General features: G+C 62.3%; 14 protein-coding genes and 1 pseudogene. 8 read left to right on the forward strand and 7 right to left on the reverse strand.

What is annotated here, in order from left to right:
- Window positions 1-223 precede the first annotated feature (223 nt).
- The 7 genes from C0606_08215 (at window position 224) to pyc (ending at window position 10,276) form a co-directional block, all read left to right on the forward strand.
- Complete coding sequence (locus C0606_08215) at window positions 224-2,098, forward strand: tRNA uridine-5-carboxymethylaminomethyl(34) synthesis enzyme MnmG (protein PLX38757.1); 1,875 nt, start codon at window positions 224-226, stop codon at window positions 2,096-2,098.
- A gap of 32 nt (window positions 2,099-2,130) precedes the next feature.
- On the forward strand, window positions 2,131-2,742 hold the full coding sequence (locus C0606_08220; protein PLX38758.1) for a 16S rRNA (guanine(527)-N(7))-methyltransferase RsmG: 612 nt from the start codon (window positions 2,131-2,133) through the stop codon (window positions 2,740-2,742).
- Between the two features lie 51 nt (window positions 2,743-2,793).
- Window positions 2,794-3,624 (forward strand): chromosome partitioning protein ParA, encoded by an 831-nt coding sequence (locus C0606_08225; GenBank protein ID PLX38198.1) that lies wholly within the window; start codon window positions 2,794-2,796, stop codon window positions 3,622-3,624.
- 122 nt (window positions 3,625-3,746) lie between these two features.
- On the forward strand, window positions 3,747-4,622 hold the full coding sequence (locus C0606_08230) for a chromosome partitioning protein ParB (protein ID PLX38199.1): 876 nt from the start codon (window positions 3,747-3,749) through the stop codon (window positions 4,620-4,622).
- Between the two features lie 365 nt (window positions 4,623-4,987).
- The gene (locus C0606_08235) at window positions 4,988-5,710 is read left to right on the forward strand and encodes a LuxR family transcriptional regulator (GenBank protein ID PLX38200.1); all 723 of its coding nucleotides are present in this window, start codon (window positions 4,988-4,990) and stop codon (window positions 5,708-5,710) included.
- 155 nt (window positions 5,711-5,865) lie between these two features.
- Window positions 5,866-6,567, forward strand: a complete 702-nt coding sequence (locus C0606_08240; protein PLX38201.1) for an autoinducer synthase — start codon at window positions 5,866-5,868, stop codon at window positions 6,565-6,567.
- Window positions 6,568-6,829: 262 nt separating this feature from the next.
- The gene (gene pyc, locus C0606_08245; protein PLX38202.1) at window positions 6,830-10,276 is read left to right on the forward strand and encodes a pyruvate carboxylase; all 3,447 of its coding nucleotides are present in this window, start codon (window positions 6,830-6,832) and stop codon (window positions 10,274-10,276) included.
- 299 nt (window positions 10,277-10,575) lie between these two features.
- Here the strand turns inward: pyc and C0606_08250 are convergent, their stop codons facing one another.
- The 7 genes and pseudogenes from C0606_08250 to nth form a co-directional block, all read right to left on the reverse strand.
- Window positions 10,576-11,862 carry an ammonia channel protein gene (locus tag C0606_08250; GenBank protein PLX38203.1) on the reverse strand — a complete coding sequence of 429 codons (1,287 nt, stop codon included), beginning with the start codon at window positions 11,860-11,862 and terminating at the stop codon, window positions 10,576-10,578.
- 327 nt (window positions 11,863-12,189) lie between these two features.
- Window positions 12,190-13,563, reverse strand: a pseudogene (locus tag C0606_08255) (ammonium transporter).
- Window positions 13,564-13,591: 28 nt separating this feature from the next.
- On the reverse strand, window positions 13,592-13,930 hold the full coding sequence (locus C0606_08260; protein ID PLX38204.1) for a transcriptional regulator: 339 nt from the start codon (window positions 13,928-13,930) through the stop codon (window positions 13,592-13,594).
- A 394-nt stretch (window positions 13,931-14,324) separates the two neighbouring features.
- Window positions 14,325-15,734, reverse strand: a complete 1,410-nt coding sequence (locus C0606_08265) for a methyl-accepting chemotaxis protein (GenBank protein ID PLX38205.1) — start codon at window positions 15,732-15,734, stop codon at window positions 14,325-14,327.
- A complete protein-coding gene (locus C0606_08270; protein PLX38206.1) occupies window positions 15,709-16,242 on the reverse strand; it encodes a chemotaxis protein in 534 nt (177 codons plus the stop codon). Before C0606_08270 ends, C0606_08265 begins: the two co-directional genes overlap by 26 nt.
- Before the next feature lie 257 nt (window positions 16,243-16,499).
- Window positions 16,500-17,807, reverse strand: coding sequence for an FAD-dependent oxidoreductase (locus tag C0606_08275; GenBank protein ID PLX38207.1), 1,308 nt, complete (start codon window positions 17,805-17,807; stop codon window positions 16,500-16,502).
- A gap of 116 nt (window positions 17,808-17,923) precedes the next feature.
- Window positions 17,924-18,820, reverse strand: a complete 897-nt coding sequence (gene nth / locus C0606_08280; protein ID PLX38208.1) for an endonuclease III — start codon at window positions 18,818-18,820, stop codon at window positions 17,924-17,926.
- Between nth and C0606_08285 the strand changes: the two genes are divergently transcribed.
- Window positions 18,726-19,238, forward strand: a complete 513-nt coding sequence (locus C0606_08285) for a DUF2244 domain-containing protein (GenBank protein ID PLX38759.1) — start codon at window positions 18,726-18,728, stop codon at window positions 19,236-19,238. The two genes, nth and C0606_08285, sit on opposite strands and share 95 nt — an antisense overlap.
- Window positions 19,239-19,323: the final 85 nt, after the last annotated feature.

A 19,323-nucleotide genomic window follows, 5' to 3' on the forward strand; every position in this document is an offset into this window, starting at 1 on the left:
CAAAAAGCTCGTTGGCTGAAATCTGACTTTGATTCGGAACCGAAATGCAAAATCACCGGGAAATGAGGCCGCCGTCCACGGCGCTTTGTGATGGGAACCAATTGTGGAAATCCTGTTTAGCTATGGTGTGAAAAGTTCTGCTTGAACTGCGTTTCACAGGTGGAAGGACTTTCTTTGGATCGCCGGGCGCGCTATGTGCGCGAGAACAATGAATGGCGGTGCGATGCACGAGTGGGATGCACAGTTTGATGTGATTGTCGTCGGCGGCGGCCATGCGGGGGCCGAGGCCGCGGCCGCGGCTGCACGCGTCGGTGCGCGCACCGCTTTGGTCACGCACCGCTTCGGCACGATCGGCGCGATGTCCTGCAATCCGGCAATCGGCGGTCTCGGCAAGGGACACCTCGTTCGTGAAGTCGACGCACTCGACGGGCTGATGGGCCTTGTCGCGGATGCGGGTGGGATTCAGTTCCGGCTTCTCAATCGGCGCAAGGGGCCTGCGGTGCGCGGCCCGCGAGCGCAGGCGGATCGCAAGCTCTATGCTGCGGCGATGCAGAGCGTGCTCGCCGCTGTCGAAAACCTGTCGATTGTCGAGGGTGAAGCGGACGATATCGTTCTGGACAAGGAACGTGTTGCCGGGCTGACGCTTGGCAATGGGCGTCGATTCGGATGCGGAACGATCGTTCTGACTACGGGCACGTTCCTGCGCGGTCTCATTCATATCGGCGAGCGGACGTTTCCGGCCGGCCGCATGGGCGAAGGCCCGTCCGTCGGTCTGGCCGGAAGTCTTGAGCGTGCGGGTTTTGCGCTTGGCCGGCTGAAGACCGGGACGCCGCCGCGGCTGAACGGCAAGACCATCGACTGGTCGGGGCTTGACGTGCAGCCGGGTGATGATCCGCCGGTGCCGTTTTCCACGCTGACGACTGCGATCACGACGCCGCAGATCAATTGCCATATCACGCGCACCGGGCCTGCGACCCACGCGATCATCCGCGACAATATCGGTTTCTCGCCGATGTATTCGGGGCAGATCGACAGCCGCGGCCCGCGCTATTGCCCGTCGATTGAAGACAAGATCGTGCGCTTTGGGGATCGCGACGGGCACCAGATCTTCCTCGAGCCGGAAGGGCTTGAGACCGACACGGTCTATCCGAACGGGATTTCGACGGGTCTTCCTGAACATGTGCAGGAAGCCTTCGTGCGCTCGATCCCGGGTCTTGAACGGGTCGAAATCGAGCAGCCGGGTTATGCCATCGAATACGACCACATCGACCCGCGCGAGCTGCGGCCGACGCTGGAAACGAAGCGGATTGCGGGGCTTTTCCTCGCCGGGCAGATCAACGGCACGACGGGTTATGAAGAAGCGGCGGCGCAGGGTCTGCTCGCCGGTCTCAATGCGGCGCGGGCTGCCGGGGACGGTGAGGGGATCACGGTCGGTCGGGATCAGGGCTATCTCGGCGTGATGGTCGACGATCTGGTGACGAGGGGAACCAGCGAGCCCTATCGCATGTTCACCTCGCGTGCCGAATACCGGCTGTCGCTGCGCGCCGACAACGCGGATCAGAGGCTGACACCGCTTGGGCTCGAGATCGGCTGCGTCGGCGCTGAACGCCGTATAGCCTACGAGAACAAGATGGCGGCGCTGGCGCACGCGCGAGCGCAACTCGCGGATCTCACGCTGACGCCGGCAGAGGCGCGGCAGCATGGGCTCACCATCAATCAGGATGGCGTGCGGAGGTCCGGAATGGATCTGCTTGCTTATCCGGAGATCGATTTCGCGCGTCTGACCGAGATCTGGCCTCAGCTCGCGGGCGTTTCGGCCGGGATAGCCGAGCAGATTGAGATCGAGGCGGTCTACGCGGTCTATATGGACCGGCAGCGCGCCGACATCGAGGCATTTCGCCGGGACGAGAATATCGCGATCCCGGAACAGTTTGATTTTTCAGCCGTTTCGGGGCTCTCGAACGAGGTTCGCCAGAAGCTTGAACAGGTTCGGCCGGAAACATTGGGTCAGGCGGCGCGGATGGACGGGATTACGCCGGCTGCGCTCGGCGTTCTGCTTGCCCACGTAAAGCGCGGAAAGAAGGAGAGCGCGGCGTGAATGCGGCCAATGATGCCGAAGCCGGGCTCGCGCTGGTTGACTCCGTCCTCCCGGTTTCACGTGAAACGGCTGTAAGGTTAAGGATTTATGTCGATTTGTTGAAGCGTTGGCAGCCGCGGATCAATCTCGTGGCGCCGAAAACGCTTGAGGACGTGTGGCGTCGGCACGTTGCGGATGGCGCCCAGGCGCTTGCCGCCGTGCCAGACGCAAAGCACTGGCTGGACCTTGGCAGTGGCGCCGGTTTCCCGGGTCTGGTGACGGCCTGTTTTCTTGCCGATGATCCCGAAGCTTCGGTGACGCTGATCGAGAGTGATCAGCGTAAGTCCGCGTTTTTGCGGGCAGTTATCCGCGAGGCCGGCCTGCCGGCAGAGGTCATCACAGGGCGAATCGAGTCGGTTCTGGCGGACTGGGACGCGCCGATCGACGCCATTTCGGCGCGTGCGCTGGCGCCTCTGAGTGCGCTTTGCGAAATGATCGAGCCGGTCTTTTCCCCCGGAATGCTTGCCGTTTTCCACAAAGGGCGCGATTTTTCGCGCGAATTGGAAGAAGCAAATCGAACCTTCGTGCTCGATCTGGTAGAACAAAGCAGCAAGATCGATCCAGACGGCAAAATCGTGCTGATTAAAGACCTGATGCGGCGGTGAACCGGAGGCCCGGTTCCGCGAGCGCGCGGTCCGGACGACTGAGGTTTGCAAATGATTGAATTGCCTAACAATGTGCGGGTTCTGACGATCGCCAACCAGAAGGGCGGCGTTGGCAAAACGACGACCGCCATCAATCTGGGAACCGCGCTCGCGGCTATTGGCGAGCGTGTCCTGGTGGTCGACATGGATCCGCAGGGCAACGCATCCACGGGGCTCGGGATCGACCGGCGCAATCGTGAGCGTTCGACCTACGATGTGATGACCAAGGAAGCGCGGCTGACCGATGTGGTCATGGAAACCGCGGTGCCACGCCTGTCTGTCGCGCCCTCGACGCTCGACTTGCTCGGCGTGGAGCTGGAAATCGCCAATGAGCGCGATCGCGCCCATCGGTTGCGCGAGGCGGTCCTCGAATTGTCGCGCGACGACAGGCACGAGGGTCCGTCACCGCGCTTCACCTATGTGCTGATCGATTGCCCGCCTTCCCTTAACCTGTTGACAATCAACGCACTTGCGGCCTCGCACTCGATCCTGGTGCCGCTCCAGTGCGAGTTTTTCGCGCTCGAGGGTCTTAGCCAGCTGTTGAGCACGGTTGAGCAGGTGCGCGCGGCGATCAATCCGCGCCTGACTATTCACGGCATCGTCCTGACCATGCACGATTCCCGCAACAACCTGTCCAACCAGGTGATCGAGGATGTGCGCGCGACCATGGGCGAGAAGGTGTACGACACCATCATTCCGCGCAATGTGCGCATGTCGGAAGCGCCGTCCTACGGCAAGCCGGCGCTGCTGTACGATCTGCGCTGTTCGGGAAGCCAGGCCTATCTGCGACTGGCGTCCGAAATCATTCAGCGGGAGAAGCGGTTCCGCCAGGCGGCAGCCTGATTGCGGCGCGATCCCCTCGTATTCAGGGTGGAGCCAAGGACGACCTGGCACCCGGAGGCCGGGAAAGGGTCGGAGTCCGGCAAATGAAGACAAGAAGACTGTGATCGGAGAAGGGTGTGACAATGGCGGATGACGGCGCGCGCGGAAAGCGGCTCGGGCGCGGCCTTGCGGCATTGCTCGGCGATATGGAAACGGAAAGCGGCGCGGTCGAACGCGCGCGCAGCCAGCGGCGCTTGCCGATCGAGCATCTTCGGCGTAACCCGCACAATCCCCGGCGGCGTTTCGATGAGGACGAGCTGGCGGAGCTGACGGCTTCGGTGCGGGAAAAGGGTATCGTTCAGCCGATCGTGGTGCGCCCTGTCGGATCCGGGCATGAATATGAGATCATCGCCGGCGAACGGCGATGGCGCGCGGCGCAGGCGGCCGGTCTGCACGAAGTGCCGGTGGTCATTCACGAGGTTTCGGACAGCGAAGCGCTCGAACTCGCGATCATCGAGAATGTTCAGCGCACCGATCTCAATCCGCTCGAAGAAGCGCTTGGCTATGATCGTCTGATCACGGAATTTACCTATAGTCAGAATGACTTGGCCAAGGTGATCGGGAAGAGCCGCAGCCATGTCGCCAATACGCTGCGTCTCCTGAAGCTGCCGGAATCGGTCAAGGACTACTTGGCTGATGGCAGTCTGACGGCCGGTCATGCGCGTGCCTTGATCACCGCGGACGACGCGGAAGCGCTTGCCCGGCGCATCGTCGATGAAGGGCTCAATGTTCGCGAAGCCGAAGCGCTGAGCCAGGCCGCGCCGCGCGCCGATGGCGAGCGTGCCGCGAAACCGAAGGCGGAAAAGGACGCTGATACGCGGGCGCTGGAGAAGTCGCTTGCCGACGCGCTCGGGCTTAAGGTCGAGATCGCACACAAGGATAGCGGCGGGCAGGTCAAGATCAGTTACAAGACGCTCGAGCAGCTCGATGAAATCGTCTTGCGCCTGCGCGGGTCGTGATTCCTCAGTGACAACCGCGGTTTTTGGTAGCTGATTCGCGCTCTGCGGCGCCGGGAGATCGAGCGTCGGAAAGGATCGGGCCCTTGAAAAGGCTGCGGAATCCGGGTTTTCTCAGCTTGCCTGCGAGGCGCCGATATGTTGCCGGCACAGTGATTTCCATGGTCTTTTGAACGATCTAATGTGTCTGAATTCTTCTGAGAATACTTTCAATGCGCTTCGAATTGGCAAATCGTTCCTAACCAGTTTGTCGCTATATCCCTGTAGTGACTTGTTTTTCCGGCGAGCTTAACGCTCCGTTAACTGCGTTTTCTGTATGGTCTCTGCTTGAATTCCAAGACACCGCGCAAAGCACAGGAATTGGGGCCGTGTTCGAAAACCAGACGTTCGACATTCTCGACAAGATTGGTGCCGAGAGGACCCCGGACGGCGTCCTTGGATTGCTGAATCAGGTTACCGAGAGTGCCGGGTTTTCGGCATTCTGCCTGTCGGCAATTCCGGATCCGGGCATCCGGATGGATTCCTATGTCATGCTGTCTGGATGGTCGGAAGAGTGGTTTTCCCACTACATGGCCAAGGACTACGTGCAGGAAGACCCGGTCATTCAGAAGCTGCGCGCGACGGCACGTCCGTTCAGCTGGGGCTCGGTTTTCGAGGATCCGCAGCCGTTGTCGAAGACCGCCAAGCGGATCATGAACGAGGCCTGCGAATTCAAGATGTATGACGGACTGTGCGTGCCGATCTTTTCGGCGCGCGGCTTCCAGGCTGGCATGTCGTTCGGTGGCGAGCGCACAGATCTGACTGAGCGTGAGGCGGGTGCGCTGCATCTGATTTCGATCAGCGCTTACAATCGGATTCGCGATCTCGTGGGGACTGTCGACAAGACGGCTCCCGTGCCCAAGCTGACGGCGCGGGAAAGAGAGTGCCTCAAGTGGACCTCAGCCGGCAAAACAAGCTGGGAAATCAGCCAGATCCTGAGCATTTCCCAGCATACGGTCGATTGGTATCTGACATCCGCGGCGCGTAAGCTCGGGGCGGCCAACCGCACCCATGCCGTGGCTGAAGGCTTCCGCAAGGGCCTGTTGCACTAACCCCGTATTTTATTCCGACCCGTAAGGGCTTTGCTGCCTTTTGACTGTGCGTTCTGGCGCACGGCTCGGTATTCTGCCGCCCTTTTATGCAATCGTTCCCGGGAGCGATTTTTTTTGGATTTTTCTCCGTGTTAACGGGATTTTAACTATAGATTTTGCCGCCTAAACCCAACATAGTCACCACCTTGGATAAGGGGATGGTTACTATGGTGCACGTTATTAGTGCGTACAATGCGCACCTGTATTCGGACGTTCTGGAGGATGCATACCGCCTTCGGCACAAGGTTTTCGTCGATGAGCGCAAATGGATGGCGCTCGAAAAGCCCGATAAAAGGGAGGTAGATCAATTTGATACACCAAGCGCGCTTCATTTTGTCGTTTTGAGGAATAAACGTGTGGCCGGTTACTGCCGGTTGCTTCCCACTATACGTCCGCATCTGTTGGACAGTGTGTATCCCTGGTTGTGCGAGCGGGAAACGATTCCCACCGGACCCGATATCTTCGAATGGACCCGCTACTGCGTCGCGCGCGAGTGGCGTTACGGCTCGGCGGTTTCCGATGTCGGCAGCGAACTGATCGTCGGCGTTTTCGAGTATTGCCTCGAAAACGGTATCAACGTCTTGACCCTACAGGCCGATCCGATGTGGATGACGCGGTTCCACGAGCTCGGCTGCCCGGTTCGCCCGCTTGGGTTTCCGACTGAGATCGACAATGAGAACGTGGTGGCTTTCTCGCTTGCGGTGAGTGAGAACTCGCTGAAAAAAGCCTGCGAGTTCCGGGGATGCAGGCCGGGCGTTCTGGAAGATCGCATGCGCGAGCTGCCGGAAGAGTTCCGTCGTCCGACGCTGGAGATGTAGCGCCGGGCAAATCAAATCGTCGAGGCTGCGGCGCGGCAATCTGCGGCGGTCAGCTTGCGCTTGGCCGATATATTCAAAAGTATTAATATATGGACATGGTACGGCGGCGGCCCGCGAGGCCCCGCCGTTTCGCGCTTGGGACACGGTTTCGAGGCGGGGTGTTTCGGCGGCGGCCTTGTGTGCACCGCAGCAAATGCTACCCTTCTTGAATCCGGCGCCTGTTGGATGATCCCTGTGCCTACTGTCAGGAAAGGATTTGCCTTTGTCGATCAAGAAGATACTCGTCGCCAACCGGTCGGAGATCGCCATCCGCGTGTTTCGCGCCGCAAATGAGCTGGGCCTCAAGACAGTCGCGGTGTACGCGGAGGAAGACAAGCTTGCCCTGCATCGGTTCAAGTCCGACGAAGCCTATCTGATCGGTCGCGGGCTCGGGCCCATCGAGGCGTATCTGTCGATCGACGAAATGATCCGCGTGGCGCGGGAAGCCGAGGTCGACGCGATCCATCCGGGCTACGGTTTCTTGTCCGAGAGCCCGGAATTCGCCGAAGCCTGTGCGGCGGCGGGGATTATTTTCATTGGCCCGACGCCCGATACGATGCGGCGGCTCGGTGACAAGGTCGCGGCGCGCAATCTGGCGATTTCCGCCGGCGTGCCGGTGATGCCGGCGACCGATCCGCTGCCCGACGACATGGACGAGGTGAAGCGGCAGGCGCTTGAGGTCGGCTACCCGGTGATGCTGAAGGCGTCCTGGGGCGGCGGCGGCCGCGGCATGCGGGTGATCCGCGATGAGGCCCAGCTTCTCAAGGATATCGTCGCGGCCAAGCGCGAGGCAAAGGCCGCTTTCGGCAAGGACGAGGTTTATCTCGAAAAGCTGGTCGAGCGGGCGCGCCATGTCGAGGTGCAGCTGCTCGGCGATGCCCATGGCAATCTTGTGCATCTGTTCGAGCGTGACTGCACGGTGCAGCGGCGTCACCAGAAGGTGGTGGAGCGGGCGCCGGCGCCGTATCTCGATGACGAGCGGCGGGCGGAACTGGCCGGATATGCGCTGAAGATCGGGCAGGCCGCGGATTATTCCGGTGCCGGAACGGTCGAGTTCCTGATGGATTCCGATACCGGCGCGTTCTATTTCATCGAGGTCAATCCGCGCGTTCAGGTCGAGCACACGGTGACGGAAGAGGTCACCGGCATAGATATCGTCAAGGCGCAGATCCATATCGCGGACGGCGCCAAAATCGGCGACGCGGAGTCCGGTGTGCCGAGCCAGGCGGATATCGAACTGCACGGCCACGCGCTGCAGTGCCGGATCACGACCGAGGACCCGGAACAGAATTTCATTCCCGATTATGGCCGCATCACCGCCTATCGCGGCGCGACCGGTTTCGGTATCCGGCTCGATGGCGGCACGGCCTATTCGGGTGCGGTGATCACCCGCTTTTACGATCCGCTCTTGGAAAAGATCACCGCCTGGGCGCCGACTTCCGCCGAAGCGATCACGCGGATGGACCGCGCCTTGCGCGAGTTCCGCATCCGTGGCGTCGCGACCAACCTCGCCTTCCTCGAGAACGTCATCGCGCACGAGAAATTCCGCACGGCCACCTATACGACGCGCTTCATCGACGAGACGCCGGCGCTGTTTGAACAGGTGACGCGGCGCGACCGGGCGACCAAGCTGTTGACCTATATCGCCGATGTGAGCGTCAACGGGCATCCCGAGACCCGCGACCGGCCGCGCCCGCCGGCGGATGCGCGTGTTCCGATTGCGCCTGCGTTCCCAGGCGACATTGTCGACGGTACCCGGCAGCGGCTCGATGCCGAGGGTCCGGAAGCGTTCGCGCGCTGGATGCGCGAGCAGAAGCGAATCCTCGTTACCGATACCACCATGCGTGACGCGCATCAGTCGCTGCTGGCGACCCGTATGCGCAGCCACGATATCGTCGGTGCGGCGGATGCTTACGCGCGCGGCCTGCCGCAGCTTTTCTCGCTCGAATGCTGGGGCGGCGCGACCTTCGACGTCGCCATGCGCTTCCTGACCGAAGATCCGTGGGATCGGCTGGCCGCGATCCGCGAACGCGCGCCGAACATCTTGCTGCAGATGCTTTTGCGCGGCTCGAACGGCGTCGGCTACACCAATTATCCCGACAATGTCGTGCGCTTCTTTGTCGAACGTGCCGCGTCGGCGGGGGTCGACGTGTTCCGTGTGTTCGACTGCCTTAACTGGGTCGAGAACATGCGTGTCTCGATGGATGCGGTACGCGAGGCGGGCAAGCTGTGCGAAGGCGCGATTTGCTACACCGGCGACATCCTCAATCCGGAACGCTCCAAATACGACCTGAAATATTATGTCGGCCTGGCGCGTGAGCTTGAAAAGGCCGGCGCGCATATCATCGGCCTGAAGGACATGGCCGGGCTGCTGAAGCCGGCGGCGGCGCGGGTGCTGATCAAGGCGCTGCGCGAGGAAACCGACCTGCCGATCCATTTCCACACCCATGATACGTCGGGGATCGCGGCGGCGACCGTACTTGCCGCCATCGATGCCGGCGTTGACGCGGTCGATGCGGCGATGGACTCGCTCTCCGGTCTCACCTCGCAGCCGTGCCTCGGCTCGATCGTGGAAGCCGTGAAGGGTAGCGAGCGCGACAGCGGGCTCGATACGGCGGCGATCCGGCAGATGTCGTTCTATTGGGAGGCCGTGCGCACGCAATATACGGCGTTCGAGCCGGACCTGCGCTCGGGCGCCTCGGAAGTCTATCTGCACGAGATGCCGGGCGGCCAGTTCACCAATCTGAAGGAACAGGCCCGCTCGATCGGCCTCGACAGCCGCTGGCACGACGTCGCGCAGACCTATGCGGACGTCAATCTGATGTTCGTCGACATCGTCAAGGTGACGCCGACCTCGAAAGTGGTCGGTGACATGGCGCTGATGATGGTGTCGCAGGGGCTCGACGTGGCGCAGGTGCTCGATCCGCAGGTAGAGGTGGCGTTTCCGGAATCCGTGGTGCAGCTGATGCATGGCGATCTCGGTCAGCCGATCGGTGGTTGGCCGGAGAAGCTGCAGAAAAAGGTGCTGAAAAACACCGCGCCGATCGCGGTGCGGCCGGGCGCCCTGCTGGAGCCGACGGATCTCGAGGCGGTGCGTAAGGAGGCCGCCGACAAGACAGGTGACGAGGTCAGCGACAACGAGCTCGCCTCCTATCTGATGTACCCCAAGGTCTACACCGACTACGCGCGGGCGCGCGGGACCTATGGTCCGGTTCAGGTGTTGCCGACGCCGGTCTATTTCTACGGTCTGCCGGCGGGCGAGGAGATCATGGTCGACCTCGAACGGGGCAAGACGCTGGTGGTGCGCTGCCAGGCGATCGGCGAAACCGACGAGGAGGGCCAGGTGAAGGTCTTCTTCGAGCTGAACGGCCAGCCGCGTAGCGTCAAGGTGCCGGATCGGGCGCATGGTGCGGGGGCGGCCGCCAGCCGGCGCAAGGCCGATGCCGACAATGAAGCCCATGTCGGCGCGCCGATGCCCGGTGTCGTCTCCGCGGTCGCGGCCAAGGCCGGTCAGGCGGTCAAGGCCGGCGATGTGTTGCTGTCCATCGAGGCGATGAAAATGGAGACGGCGCTGCATGCCGAACGCGATGGCGTCATCGCCGAAGTTCTCGTTCAGCCGGGCATGCAGATCGATGCGAAAGATCTCCTGGTGGTGTTTGAAAGCGCATAGGCGGAAGAAAATCGGCCGTATACGTAAAATCCACTAGGAGTCGTCTTGACGTTTCGATGCACGAGACCAAGTTTTTTACAGGAAGGGCTGTAGTCGCCTCGTTGTAAGCCCCCGTCTCGCAGCGGAGCGGTGTCCTTCGACGTCGGAATTCCCTCCCGGCGTCGCGCGTTTTCGCGCTTCGGCGTCCAGTCTTCCCCGGGACTGGACGCCACAATTTCTCCCATCACTGTCGCGATGAAAAAACCCGGCCCCCAGGAAGGGGCCGGGCTTGTCGTCTGTCGTCCCTGGCGGGAGATCGCTTACTGAACGACCTCGCCGTGCAGGTTGATGTCGAGGCCTTCGATCTCGACTTCGCGGCTGACACGCAGGCCGATCGTCATGTCGATGACCTTCAGCAGCACGAAGCTGACGATTGCGGTCCAGATCATGGTGGCGAGGATGCCCCAGACCTGAATGCCGACCTGGGCGAAATTGCCCTCGATCAGGCCGGGCGTGCCGCCGATCGCTTCGGAGGCGAAGACGCCGGTGAGGATGGCGCCGATGATGCCGCCCATGCCGTGCACGCCGAAGGCGTCGAGCGAATCGTCATATTTCAGCACCCGCTTCAGCCAGGCGACCGACCACAGGCAGCCGAGACCGGCGATGATGCCAATGGCAAGCGCGCCCATCGGGGCGACGAAGCCGGCGGCCGGGGTGATCGCGACGAGGCCGGCAACCGCGCCGGAGACCGCGCCGAGCACGCTCGGACGACCATGGATCGCCCACTCGGCGAACAGCCAGGACAGGGCAGCGGCGGCAGCGGCGATCTGGGTGACGGCCATGGCCATGCCGGCGGCGTCGTTGGCAGCAACGGCCGAGCCGGCGTTGAAGCCGAACCAGCCGACCCACAGCAGCGAGGCGCCGATCAGGCTCAGCACGAGGTTGTGCGGGGCCATGTTCTCGGTGCCGTAGCCCTTGCGCTTGCCAAGTACGATGGCGGCGACGAGGCCGGCGACGCCGGAATTGATGTGAACGACGGTGCCGCCGGCGAAGTCGAGGACGCCGTCACCGCCGAGGAAGCCGCCGCCCCAGACCCAATGGCAGACCGGCGCGTAGACCAGCAGCATCCACAGGCCGAGGAACCACAGCAGGGCGGAGAATTTCATGCGGTCGGCAAAGGCGCCGGTGATGAGGGCGGGGGTGATGATGGCGAAGGTCATCTGGAAGGTCATGAAGACCGATTCCGGAATGGTGCCGGTCATCGAATCCTTGCCGAGGCCGGCGAGGAAGAGATTGGAGAAGCCGCCGATATAGGCGTTCAGCGCACCGCCATCGGAGAAGGCGAGGCTGTAACCGATGATCATCCACAGGACGGTCATCAGACAGGCCGCGGTGAAGCTCTGCATGGCGGTGGCCAGCACGTTCTTCTTGCGCACCATGCCGCCGTAGAACAGGGCGAGGCCCGGAATGGTCATCAGCAATACGAGCGCCGTGGAGGTCAGCATCCAGGCGGTATCGCCGCTGTTGAGTTCGTCGGCGGCGGCCGGAAATGCCGATGCCGCCAGAGCGATCGCGGCAAGAACTGCAAGCCGCAAGTTGGTCTTCATAACGCGCCTCTCCCGTTTTTTTCGGCTTGTTCTGCCTATTGAAGAGGCAGATTGCCGGTTCGCGTTGGTATCAGGGGAGAAGATTGTCAAGTTCCGTGCCAAATGGCACCGGGGTGGGAATCGTGCGTTGAATCAAAAGTTTCGTAAAAACAGCGGGTTTTTTGGACAGAAGTGGTTTTGCACCCGGCTTGAGCAAATGCCTAATCACACATCATTTTGGCGCGGTGCTTAGTCTAAAGGCGTAAAAAAGAGCCCGAAGCTTTCGCTCCGGGCTCAGCCTTTCCGTGGGGCCTGAAGGCGCGGCCCCACGGCTCTTCGGGAGGAGAATTACAGGCGCTGGCTGCCCTGCCCGAATTCCGTGTAGGCTTCGATGCCGATCTCGGCCTTGTCGAGACCCATGGCTTCTTCCTCTTCGGAGACGCGGATACCGACGACGCCCTTGAGGACAACCCAGATGACCAGGCTGACGATGAAGGTGAAGACAGCGTAGGCGGCGACACCGATGGCCTGGGTGACGAAGCTGGCGCCGCTGTTGGTGATCGGCACAGCCATCGTGCCCCAGATGCCGGCCATCAGGTGGACCGGGATGGCGCCGACGACGTCGTCGATCTTCAGCTTGTCGAGGAGCGGCACGGCGAAGACGACGATGACGCCGCCGATGCCACCGATGATGATCGACATCAGCGGGCTCGGGGTGAGCGGTTCCGCCGTGATGGCGACGAGACCGGCGAGGGCACCGTTGAGCGCCATGGTCAGGTCGACCTTCTTGTAGATCAGCTGGGTGAGAACCATCGCGACGACAACGCCACCGGCCGCGGCCAGGTTGGTGTTGGCGAAGATGCGCGACACGTCGGACGCGTCAGCGGCGGTGCCGAAGGCAAGCTGCGAACCGCCGTTGAAGCCGAACCAGCCGAGCCACAGGATGAAGGTACCAAGCGTGGCGAGCGGCATGTTCGAGCCCGGGAAAGGATGGACCTGGCCGTTCGGCAGGTACTTGCCCTTACGAGCGCCGAGGATGAGAGCACCGGCGAGAGCGGCCCAGCCGCCGACGGAGTGCACGAGGGTCGAACCGGCGAAGTCCTGGAAGCCCATCGAGTCGAGCCAGCCAGCACCCCATTTCCACGAACCGGCGAGCGGGTAGATGATGCCGGTCAGCAGAACGGTGAAGACCATGAAGGGCCACAGCTTGATGCGCTAGGCGAGGGTGCCGGAGACGATCGAGGCGGTGGTGGCGCAGAACACCATCTGGAAGAACCAGTCGGACGGGACCGAGTACGAGCCATCGCCGATGTTGCCGGCGCCGGCATCCGGCCAGCTGTAGGGGCCAGGGGTGCCGAACCAGCCGCCGTTGTCGCCGACGTTGGTGTACATCAGCGCGTAGCCGATCAGCCAGTACATGATACCGGCAACGGCATAGAGGCCGATGTTCTTGAGGAGCTGCATCGACACGTTCTTGGTGCGGACGAGGCCGGCTTCGAGCATGGCGAAGCCCGCGGCCATCCACATCACCAGGAAGCCGCCCACGAGGAACAGCATGGTGTTGAAGACGTACTGGCTTTCAGCGGAAAGCGTTCCGGTCTTTGCCGGCTCGGCGGCTTCGGTCGCGGCGGCGGTGGCATCCTGAGCGAGCGCAGGGTCCACGACGGCGAGGGCGAGCCCGGCCAGGGGCAGCGCCGCTGAGAGAAGGGAAAGTCTTTTCATGAGGATCTCCTCGACTGAATGGAACGCTTTACAGGGCGTCGGCGTCGGCTTCGCCGGTGCGGATACGCACGGCCTTGTCGATACCGAACACGAAGATCTTGCCGTCACCGATCTGGCCGGTCTTGGCGGCGCCTGCGATCACTTCGACGACCTGGTCGGCGCGATCGGCCGGCACGGCCACTTCGATTTTCAGCTTCGGCAGGAAGCTGACTGCGTATTCCGCACCGCGGTAGATCTCGGTATGGCCCTTTTGACGGCCGTAACCCTTGACCTCGGTGACGGTCAGCCCTTCGACACCGATGCCGGTAAGCGCGTTGCGCACCTCATCGAGTTTGAATGGCTTGATGATCGCCATTACGATTTTCATCACTCGGCTCCCGTTGGTTGGTGCCCGCCATCTGTTCCGGCCGGGCTTGGTCTTTGATGACATCGGCCGTGCGGACTTGCCGCGACGCCGATTGCGATCGCAGAAGTACTTTCAAGCGCCGTGCCAGACTCGGGAATGTGGGGAAAAACAAAGACTTATCTTTGCTGCGCCGCCGAACTGAAACAGTTAGCGGTCAATTAATGCATAAATAATATGCATTGATTTGCTGATGCATAAAAATTAATCACGATGAATCGGAACGAGGCAGGTGGCTGCCGGATGGGGAATATGCCGTTTCGATCAGGGTCGTTCGAAACGATAAAAACCCGGCTACGCGGGGCGCAGCCGGGCCTGTTTCGGATCATTGGATCGAGGCGCCATGCGGGCGCCGGTCTCAGGCCGCCTGCCGGGGGTTGTCGCCGGGCGCTGCCATCGGGTCGTCCTCGTCGTCGCGCCGGTCGGGCCCGGCATAGGTCGGGTCTTCGCCGAGCCTTCGGTCGAGCGGGCCGTGGCGCAGGGCGAGCAGGTAGCGTCTGACCTCGTCGGTCAAGAGATGTGCCTGTTCGGCGAGCTTCGAGGAGGTGTGCAGCACATCGCCGGCAATGGAGCGGGTTTCCTCGGAATGGGCCGTCACGCCATGGATGTTCTCGGTGACCTCGCTGGCGCCAGCGAAGGCCTGCTCCACATTGTTGGCGATTTCCTCGGTGGCGAGGCCCTGTTGCGAAATCGTGTCGACGACTTCCGCCGTCAGCGAACCGATGGCTTCGATCGTGTCGCCGATGGTTTCCATGGCTTCGACCGTCTGGCGGGTGGCCGACTGGACATTGCCGATATGGGTCGATATCTCGCCGGTGGCCTTGGCGGTCTGCCCGGCCAATGCCTTCACTTCCGATGCCACCACCGCGAAACCCTTGCCTGCCTCGCCGGCGCGGGCGGCCTCGATGGTTGCGTTGAGTGCGAGCAAATTGGTCTGTTCGGCGATCGCGTTGATGATCTCGAGCACCTCGCCGATGCGGCCGGTCGCCTCGTCGAGGCCGCGGATGATGCGGTCGGCGGAATGGACGTGGTCGACAGCGCGCCGGGCGATGTCAGCGGATTCGCCGACCTTGGACTGGATGGCGCCGGAGGAATTCGCCAGACCGGCAGCCGACTCCGCGACGATCTGAAGGTTCGTGGTCGCTTCCTCGGCAGCGGCTGCGACGGCGGTTGCCTTGCCGTTGGTCTCGCGGGCGACCGACTCGGCCGAAGCCGACAGGTCCTTCATGCGGTCGACCTGGATGCTCATCGAGTTCACCACCTCGTCGATGGCCTCTTCGAAGTGCGTGGTCGAGGCGTTGACGTCGCCGATCCGGCCACTCAGCACGGTCATCGCCTCATTGATGACCTCGGCGCCGGCGAGGAAGCCGCCGTCGAGTCCGTCGGGCAGGATGTGGCGGAAATATTTGTGATTGCGCACCGCGCTCATGGCGGCCGTCGTTTCGCGCACATAGGCGTCGATACGGTCGACCATCTCGTTGAGCACATGATGGAGAATGCCGAGTTTGCCGCCGGCGGTGACGACGACGATGCGGCTTTCGAAGTCGCCGCGGCTGATGTCGCGGCACAGCGCGATGGCTTCGTCGATGGAGCGGCGCGCGGCGCGCACGAACAGGATCGTTGCCGCGCCGGCCAAGGCGGCGGCAGCGGAGCAGCCGACGGCGACCAGCGGCCAGCCAAGCAAGGCGGCGGCGATGCTTACGAGCGACAGAACGAACGCGGCGGTGCCCGCGAATATGGCCTTAGAGAGAGAAGATGAATTCGTCATAGGTGCGAGCTTTTGAGCGAATGGTCTGATTGAGAATGTCGGTCGAGCGGGCGAGGCCGGCCTTGCGGTTCTTTTCGGCCTGCTCTTCGCGCAACAGTGTGGCGTAGAACGGTTCGATCACGTCGGCGATGAGATCGTGGCGCGGGACCCGACGGTTGGAGTGATAGCCGACCACATTGCGATTGCGGTCGAGCGAGGGGGTGACATGGGCGAAAACCCAGTAGAAATCGCCGTTCTTCGACATGTTCTTGACGTAGGCGAAGACCTCGTTGCGCTTCTCCAGCGCGTCCCACAAAAGCTTGAACACGGCGCGCGGCATATCCGGATGGCGGATGATGCTGTGCGGCTGGCCGAGGATTTCCTGTGCGGTAAAACCGGCAACGCGCAGGAACACGTCGTTGGCGTAGGTGATGCGCCCCTTCAGATCCGTTTTCGAGACGATCAGTTCGTTCTTCTCGAAAAAGACCTCGTTGCGGGTCGGGCTGATAGCTTTCAAAGCAACCCCCATAAGATTCATTTCCTTGGAAAATGACTATGATTTCTCATGGTTTAGGTAAGCTTAACGATGCGTAATCTGAGGTTGTCGCGATGGCCTGCCGCGCCTTTTGAATGGTGCCGCTGAGGAAGTTTGGGCGTACTTGCGGCAGAAATCCTGCGACTTTCGTGTCGTGTTGCGACGTTTTGTCGTTCTCACTCAGGCACTTGCCGTTCTGAAGCGGCCGCGCGGCCGTCTCCAAGGGCGGTCGATGCCAATTCGCTTCGCGATCAGCCGAGCACGGAGAAGCTGCTGTCGGCGTTGACCGGGCGGCGGCGCGAATAAAAGCCCGCATCGATGGTGCGGCCGATGATCGGCAGTTCGAACCGCATGGGTTCGGCGTCGTGGTCGTTGCCGGCTTCGCAATAGGCGATCAACTCAGCCATCATCCGGCCTGCGACCGGCGCATTCTTGAACTGATTGCCGCTGGTACCGACCGCCATATAGAAGCCGGGCAGGGAGGACTTGTCGTAGACCGGGATCCAGTCAGTCGACACGTCGTAGAGATCGACGACGCCCTGTGCCTGACCGGGGATGCCGAGCGAGGGGACGCGCTGGCCGTAGCGCCAGGCCTGGTGGGTCCATTGCTCGGTGAAGTCGCGTGTGAGCGCGTCTGGATCGTCGACCCATTCGAGCGGATCGCAATCGGGCTCTTCCGTGCCGACGAGGATGTGGTTGCCATTGTCCGGGCGGCAGTAGCAGGCGATATCGGCGTCCGAGATCACCGGCGCGTTTTCATAGAAATCGAAGTCCGCCGGGCCCGGCAGGTGGACCACCTCCTGGCGCAGCGGCCTTGTGGCGATGGTCATGTCGTCGAGCACGCCGGCCATGGTGTTGATGCGGAAGGAGTGGGGGCCGGCCGCGTTGACGACGATCGGGGCGGCGATGTCCTCGCCATTGTCGAGGCGAACGCCGGAAACGCGGCCATTTTCCTGCAGGATTTCCGCGACCGTGCGGCCGAACAGGAAGGTGGCGCCGTTCGCTTCCGCCGCGCGCTGGAAGTTGTGGGTGGCGAGCTGCGGGTCGACGACATAGCCGGCGGTCGGGAAATAGAGCCCGCTTTCGACCTCGCCGCTGCCCGGTTCGCCAAAACCTTCGTCGTTTATCCGCTTCGGCGGCCAGTAACTCGTCAGATCATAGATCGGCAGGCGCTGGCGGATCCGCGCGCCGTCCCAGACCTCGTGTGGAATGCCGAGTTCGCTGCAGATCGCGATGTTGCGCTCGAGAAAGCCGTTGTGCTCGGTGCGCATGACGAGGCAGCCGGTCTCGCGGTATTCGACCGGGCCACGCTCGTCGGCGTTGCCGATATAGGCCGGCCAGTCGCGCCAGTGGTGGTAGGCCTCATAGGCGAAGGCTGTGCCTTCGAGCGTCGAATAGTGCACACGGATGATGGCGCAGGAGCTGCTGGTCGAGCCGTAGCCGGCGGCCGGGTTCTTGTCGAGCGAGAGGGTGCGGTAGCCGGCCTTCGACAGTTCGAGCGCGATGGCAGCGCCGATCACGCCGGCCCCGATGATGATGGCGTCATAGCTTTGCGGCATCGCACTCTCTCCGCAGTGTTTGTTTCGTGCGGCGAGAGTGGGCGCGCGGGCCCGTGCGGGTCAAGGGAATGATCCGGGTGTTTTCAGCGATGGCCGGGCGGAGGCAGATCGAGGCTTTATGCAGCCGGTCCTTCGCCCGACGTATTTTCCGGGGATTTGCACAGATCGCGGATGATGCAATTGGCGCACATCGGCTTGCGCGCCTTGCAGACATAGCGGCCATGCAGGATCAGCCAGTGATGGGCGTGCAGCATGAACTCCGCCGGAATGACCTTTTCCAGCATCAGCTCGACGTCGAGCGGCGTCTTGCCCGGTGCCAGACCGGTGCGGTTGCCAATGCGAAAAATATGTGTGTCGACCGCCATGGTCGGTTCGCCGAAAGCGACGTTCAGCACGACATTTGCGGTCTTGCGGCCAACGCCGGGCAGCTTTTCGAGCGCCTCGCGGTCGCGCGGCACCTCGCCGCCATGGTCGGCGATGAGCTGCTTTGACAGGGCGATGACGTTCTTCGCCTTGTTGCGGAAGAGGCCGATCGTCTTGATGTGCTCGCGCACAGTGTCCTCTCCGAGCGCGACCATCTTTTCCGGCGTGTCGGCGATGGTGAACAGGTCCTTCGTCGCCTTGTTGACGCCGACATCGGTCGCCTGCGCCGACAGTGCCACCGCGACAAGCAGTGTGTAGGGGTTGGTGTGCTCCAGCTCGCTTTCCGGCTCGGGGTTCTGTGCCGCGAGCCGGGCGAAGATCGCCCGCACCTCGTCCGGCGTGTAGGCGCATTTTGGCGCGCGCTTGCGCTTCGCCGAGCGTTTGGCAGCCGGTTTCGCCGTCTTGCTGCCCTTGGCGGGGTTGGCAGACTTTTTGATGCGTTTCGTTTGCAGTTGCGTCTTTGCTTCGGTCATGGACCCTCTATACTCAGTCGCCATGAGCTCCCGCAATCCGGATTCCGGTTCGAACGACGTGATCTTTTCGGCGTTGCTGACGCCGCACCGTTCGCTTGGGCCGCGCGGTTTCCTCATTCTGATGATGGTAACCGGCGGGCTCTGCTTCTATGCGGGTGTGCTGTTCTGGGCGGTCGGCGCCTGGCCGGTGGTCGGATTTCTCGGCCTCGACGTGCTGCTCGTCTGGTTCGCCTTCCGCATGAGCTATCGCAGCGGTCGTGCCTATGAAGAGGTCGGCGTCTCGCAGCATATGGTGATTGTCCGCAAGGTCTCGCCGGGCGGCCGGGCGCATGAATTCCGCTTCAATCCGCACTGGGTCCGGCTTGCGGTGCACCGCATCGAGGACGAGGGCTGCGTGCATGTCGCGCTGACCGGTCAGGGCGAAAAGCTCGACATCGGCACTTTCCTCAATCCGAAGGACCGCGAGAGCTTTGCCCGCGCCTTCGCCGATGCGCTCATGCGCGCCCGTTCGCCGCTGCCTGTTCCCACCGCCTGAGCTCATCAGCGGATCGGGCTTCCCGCCGCAAGAAACGGGTGGCACTGTGCGCCTTCGTCCCGCTAGACCAGTGAAGATCAGGCGA

This window comes from Hyphomicrobiales bacterium (genome assembly GCA_002869065.1).
GTDB lineage: Bacteria > Pseudomonadota > Alphaproteobacteria > Rhizobiales > Rhodobiaceae > Rhodobium.

Coding starts and splice junctions, on each gene's coding strand:
- C0606_08225 (PLX38198.1), top strand. CDS start 2,794: ATGATTGAATTGCCTAACAATGTGCGGGTTCTGACGATCGCCAACCAG.
- C0606_08275 (PLX38207.1), bottom strand. CDS start 17,807: ATGCCGCAAAGCTATGACGCCATCATCATCGGGGCCGGCGTGATCGGC.
- C0606_08270 (PLX38206.1), bottom strand. CDS start 16,242: ATGGGGGTTGCTTTGAAAGCTATCAGCCCGACCCGCAACGAGGTCTTT.
- C0606_08230 (PLX38199.1), top strand. CDS start 3,747: ATGGCGGATGACGGCGCGCGCGGAAAGCGGCTCGGGCGCGGCCTTGCG.
- C0606_08265 (PLX38205.1), bottom strand. CDS start 15,734: ATGACGAATTCATCTTCTCTCTCTAAGGCCATATTCGCGGGCACCGCC.
- C0606_08215 (PLX38757.1), top strand. CDS start 224: ATGCACGAGTGGGATGCACAGTTTGATGTGATTGTCGTCGGCGGCGGC.
- C0606_08250 (PLX38203.1), bottom strand. CDS start 11,862: ATGAAGACCAACTTGCGGCTTGCAGTTCTTGCCGCGATCGCTCTGGCG.
- C0606_08260 (PLX38204.1), bottom strand. CDS start 13,930: ATGAAAATCGTAATGGCGATCATCAAGCCATTCAAACTCGATGAGGTG.
- nth (PLX38208.1), bottom strand. CDS start 18,820: ATGAGGAAACCGCGCGGCCCAAGCGAACGGTGCGGCGTCAGCAACGCC.
- C0606_08285 (PLX38759.1), top strand. CDS start 18,726: ATGAGCTCCCGCAATCCGGATTCCGGTTCGAACGACGTGATCTTTTCG.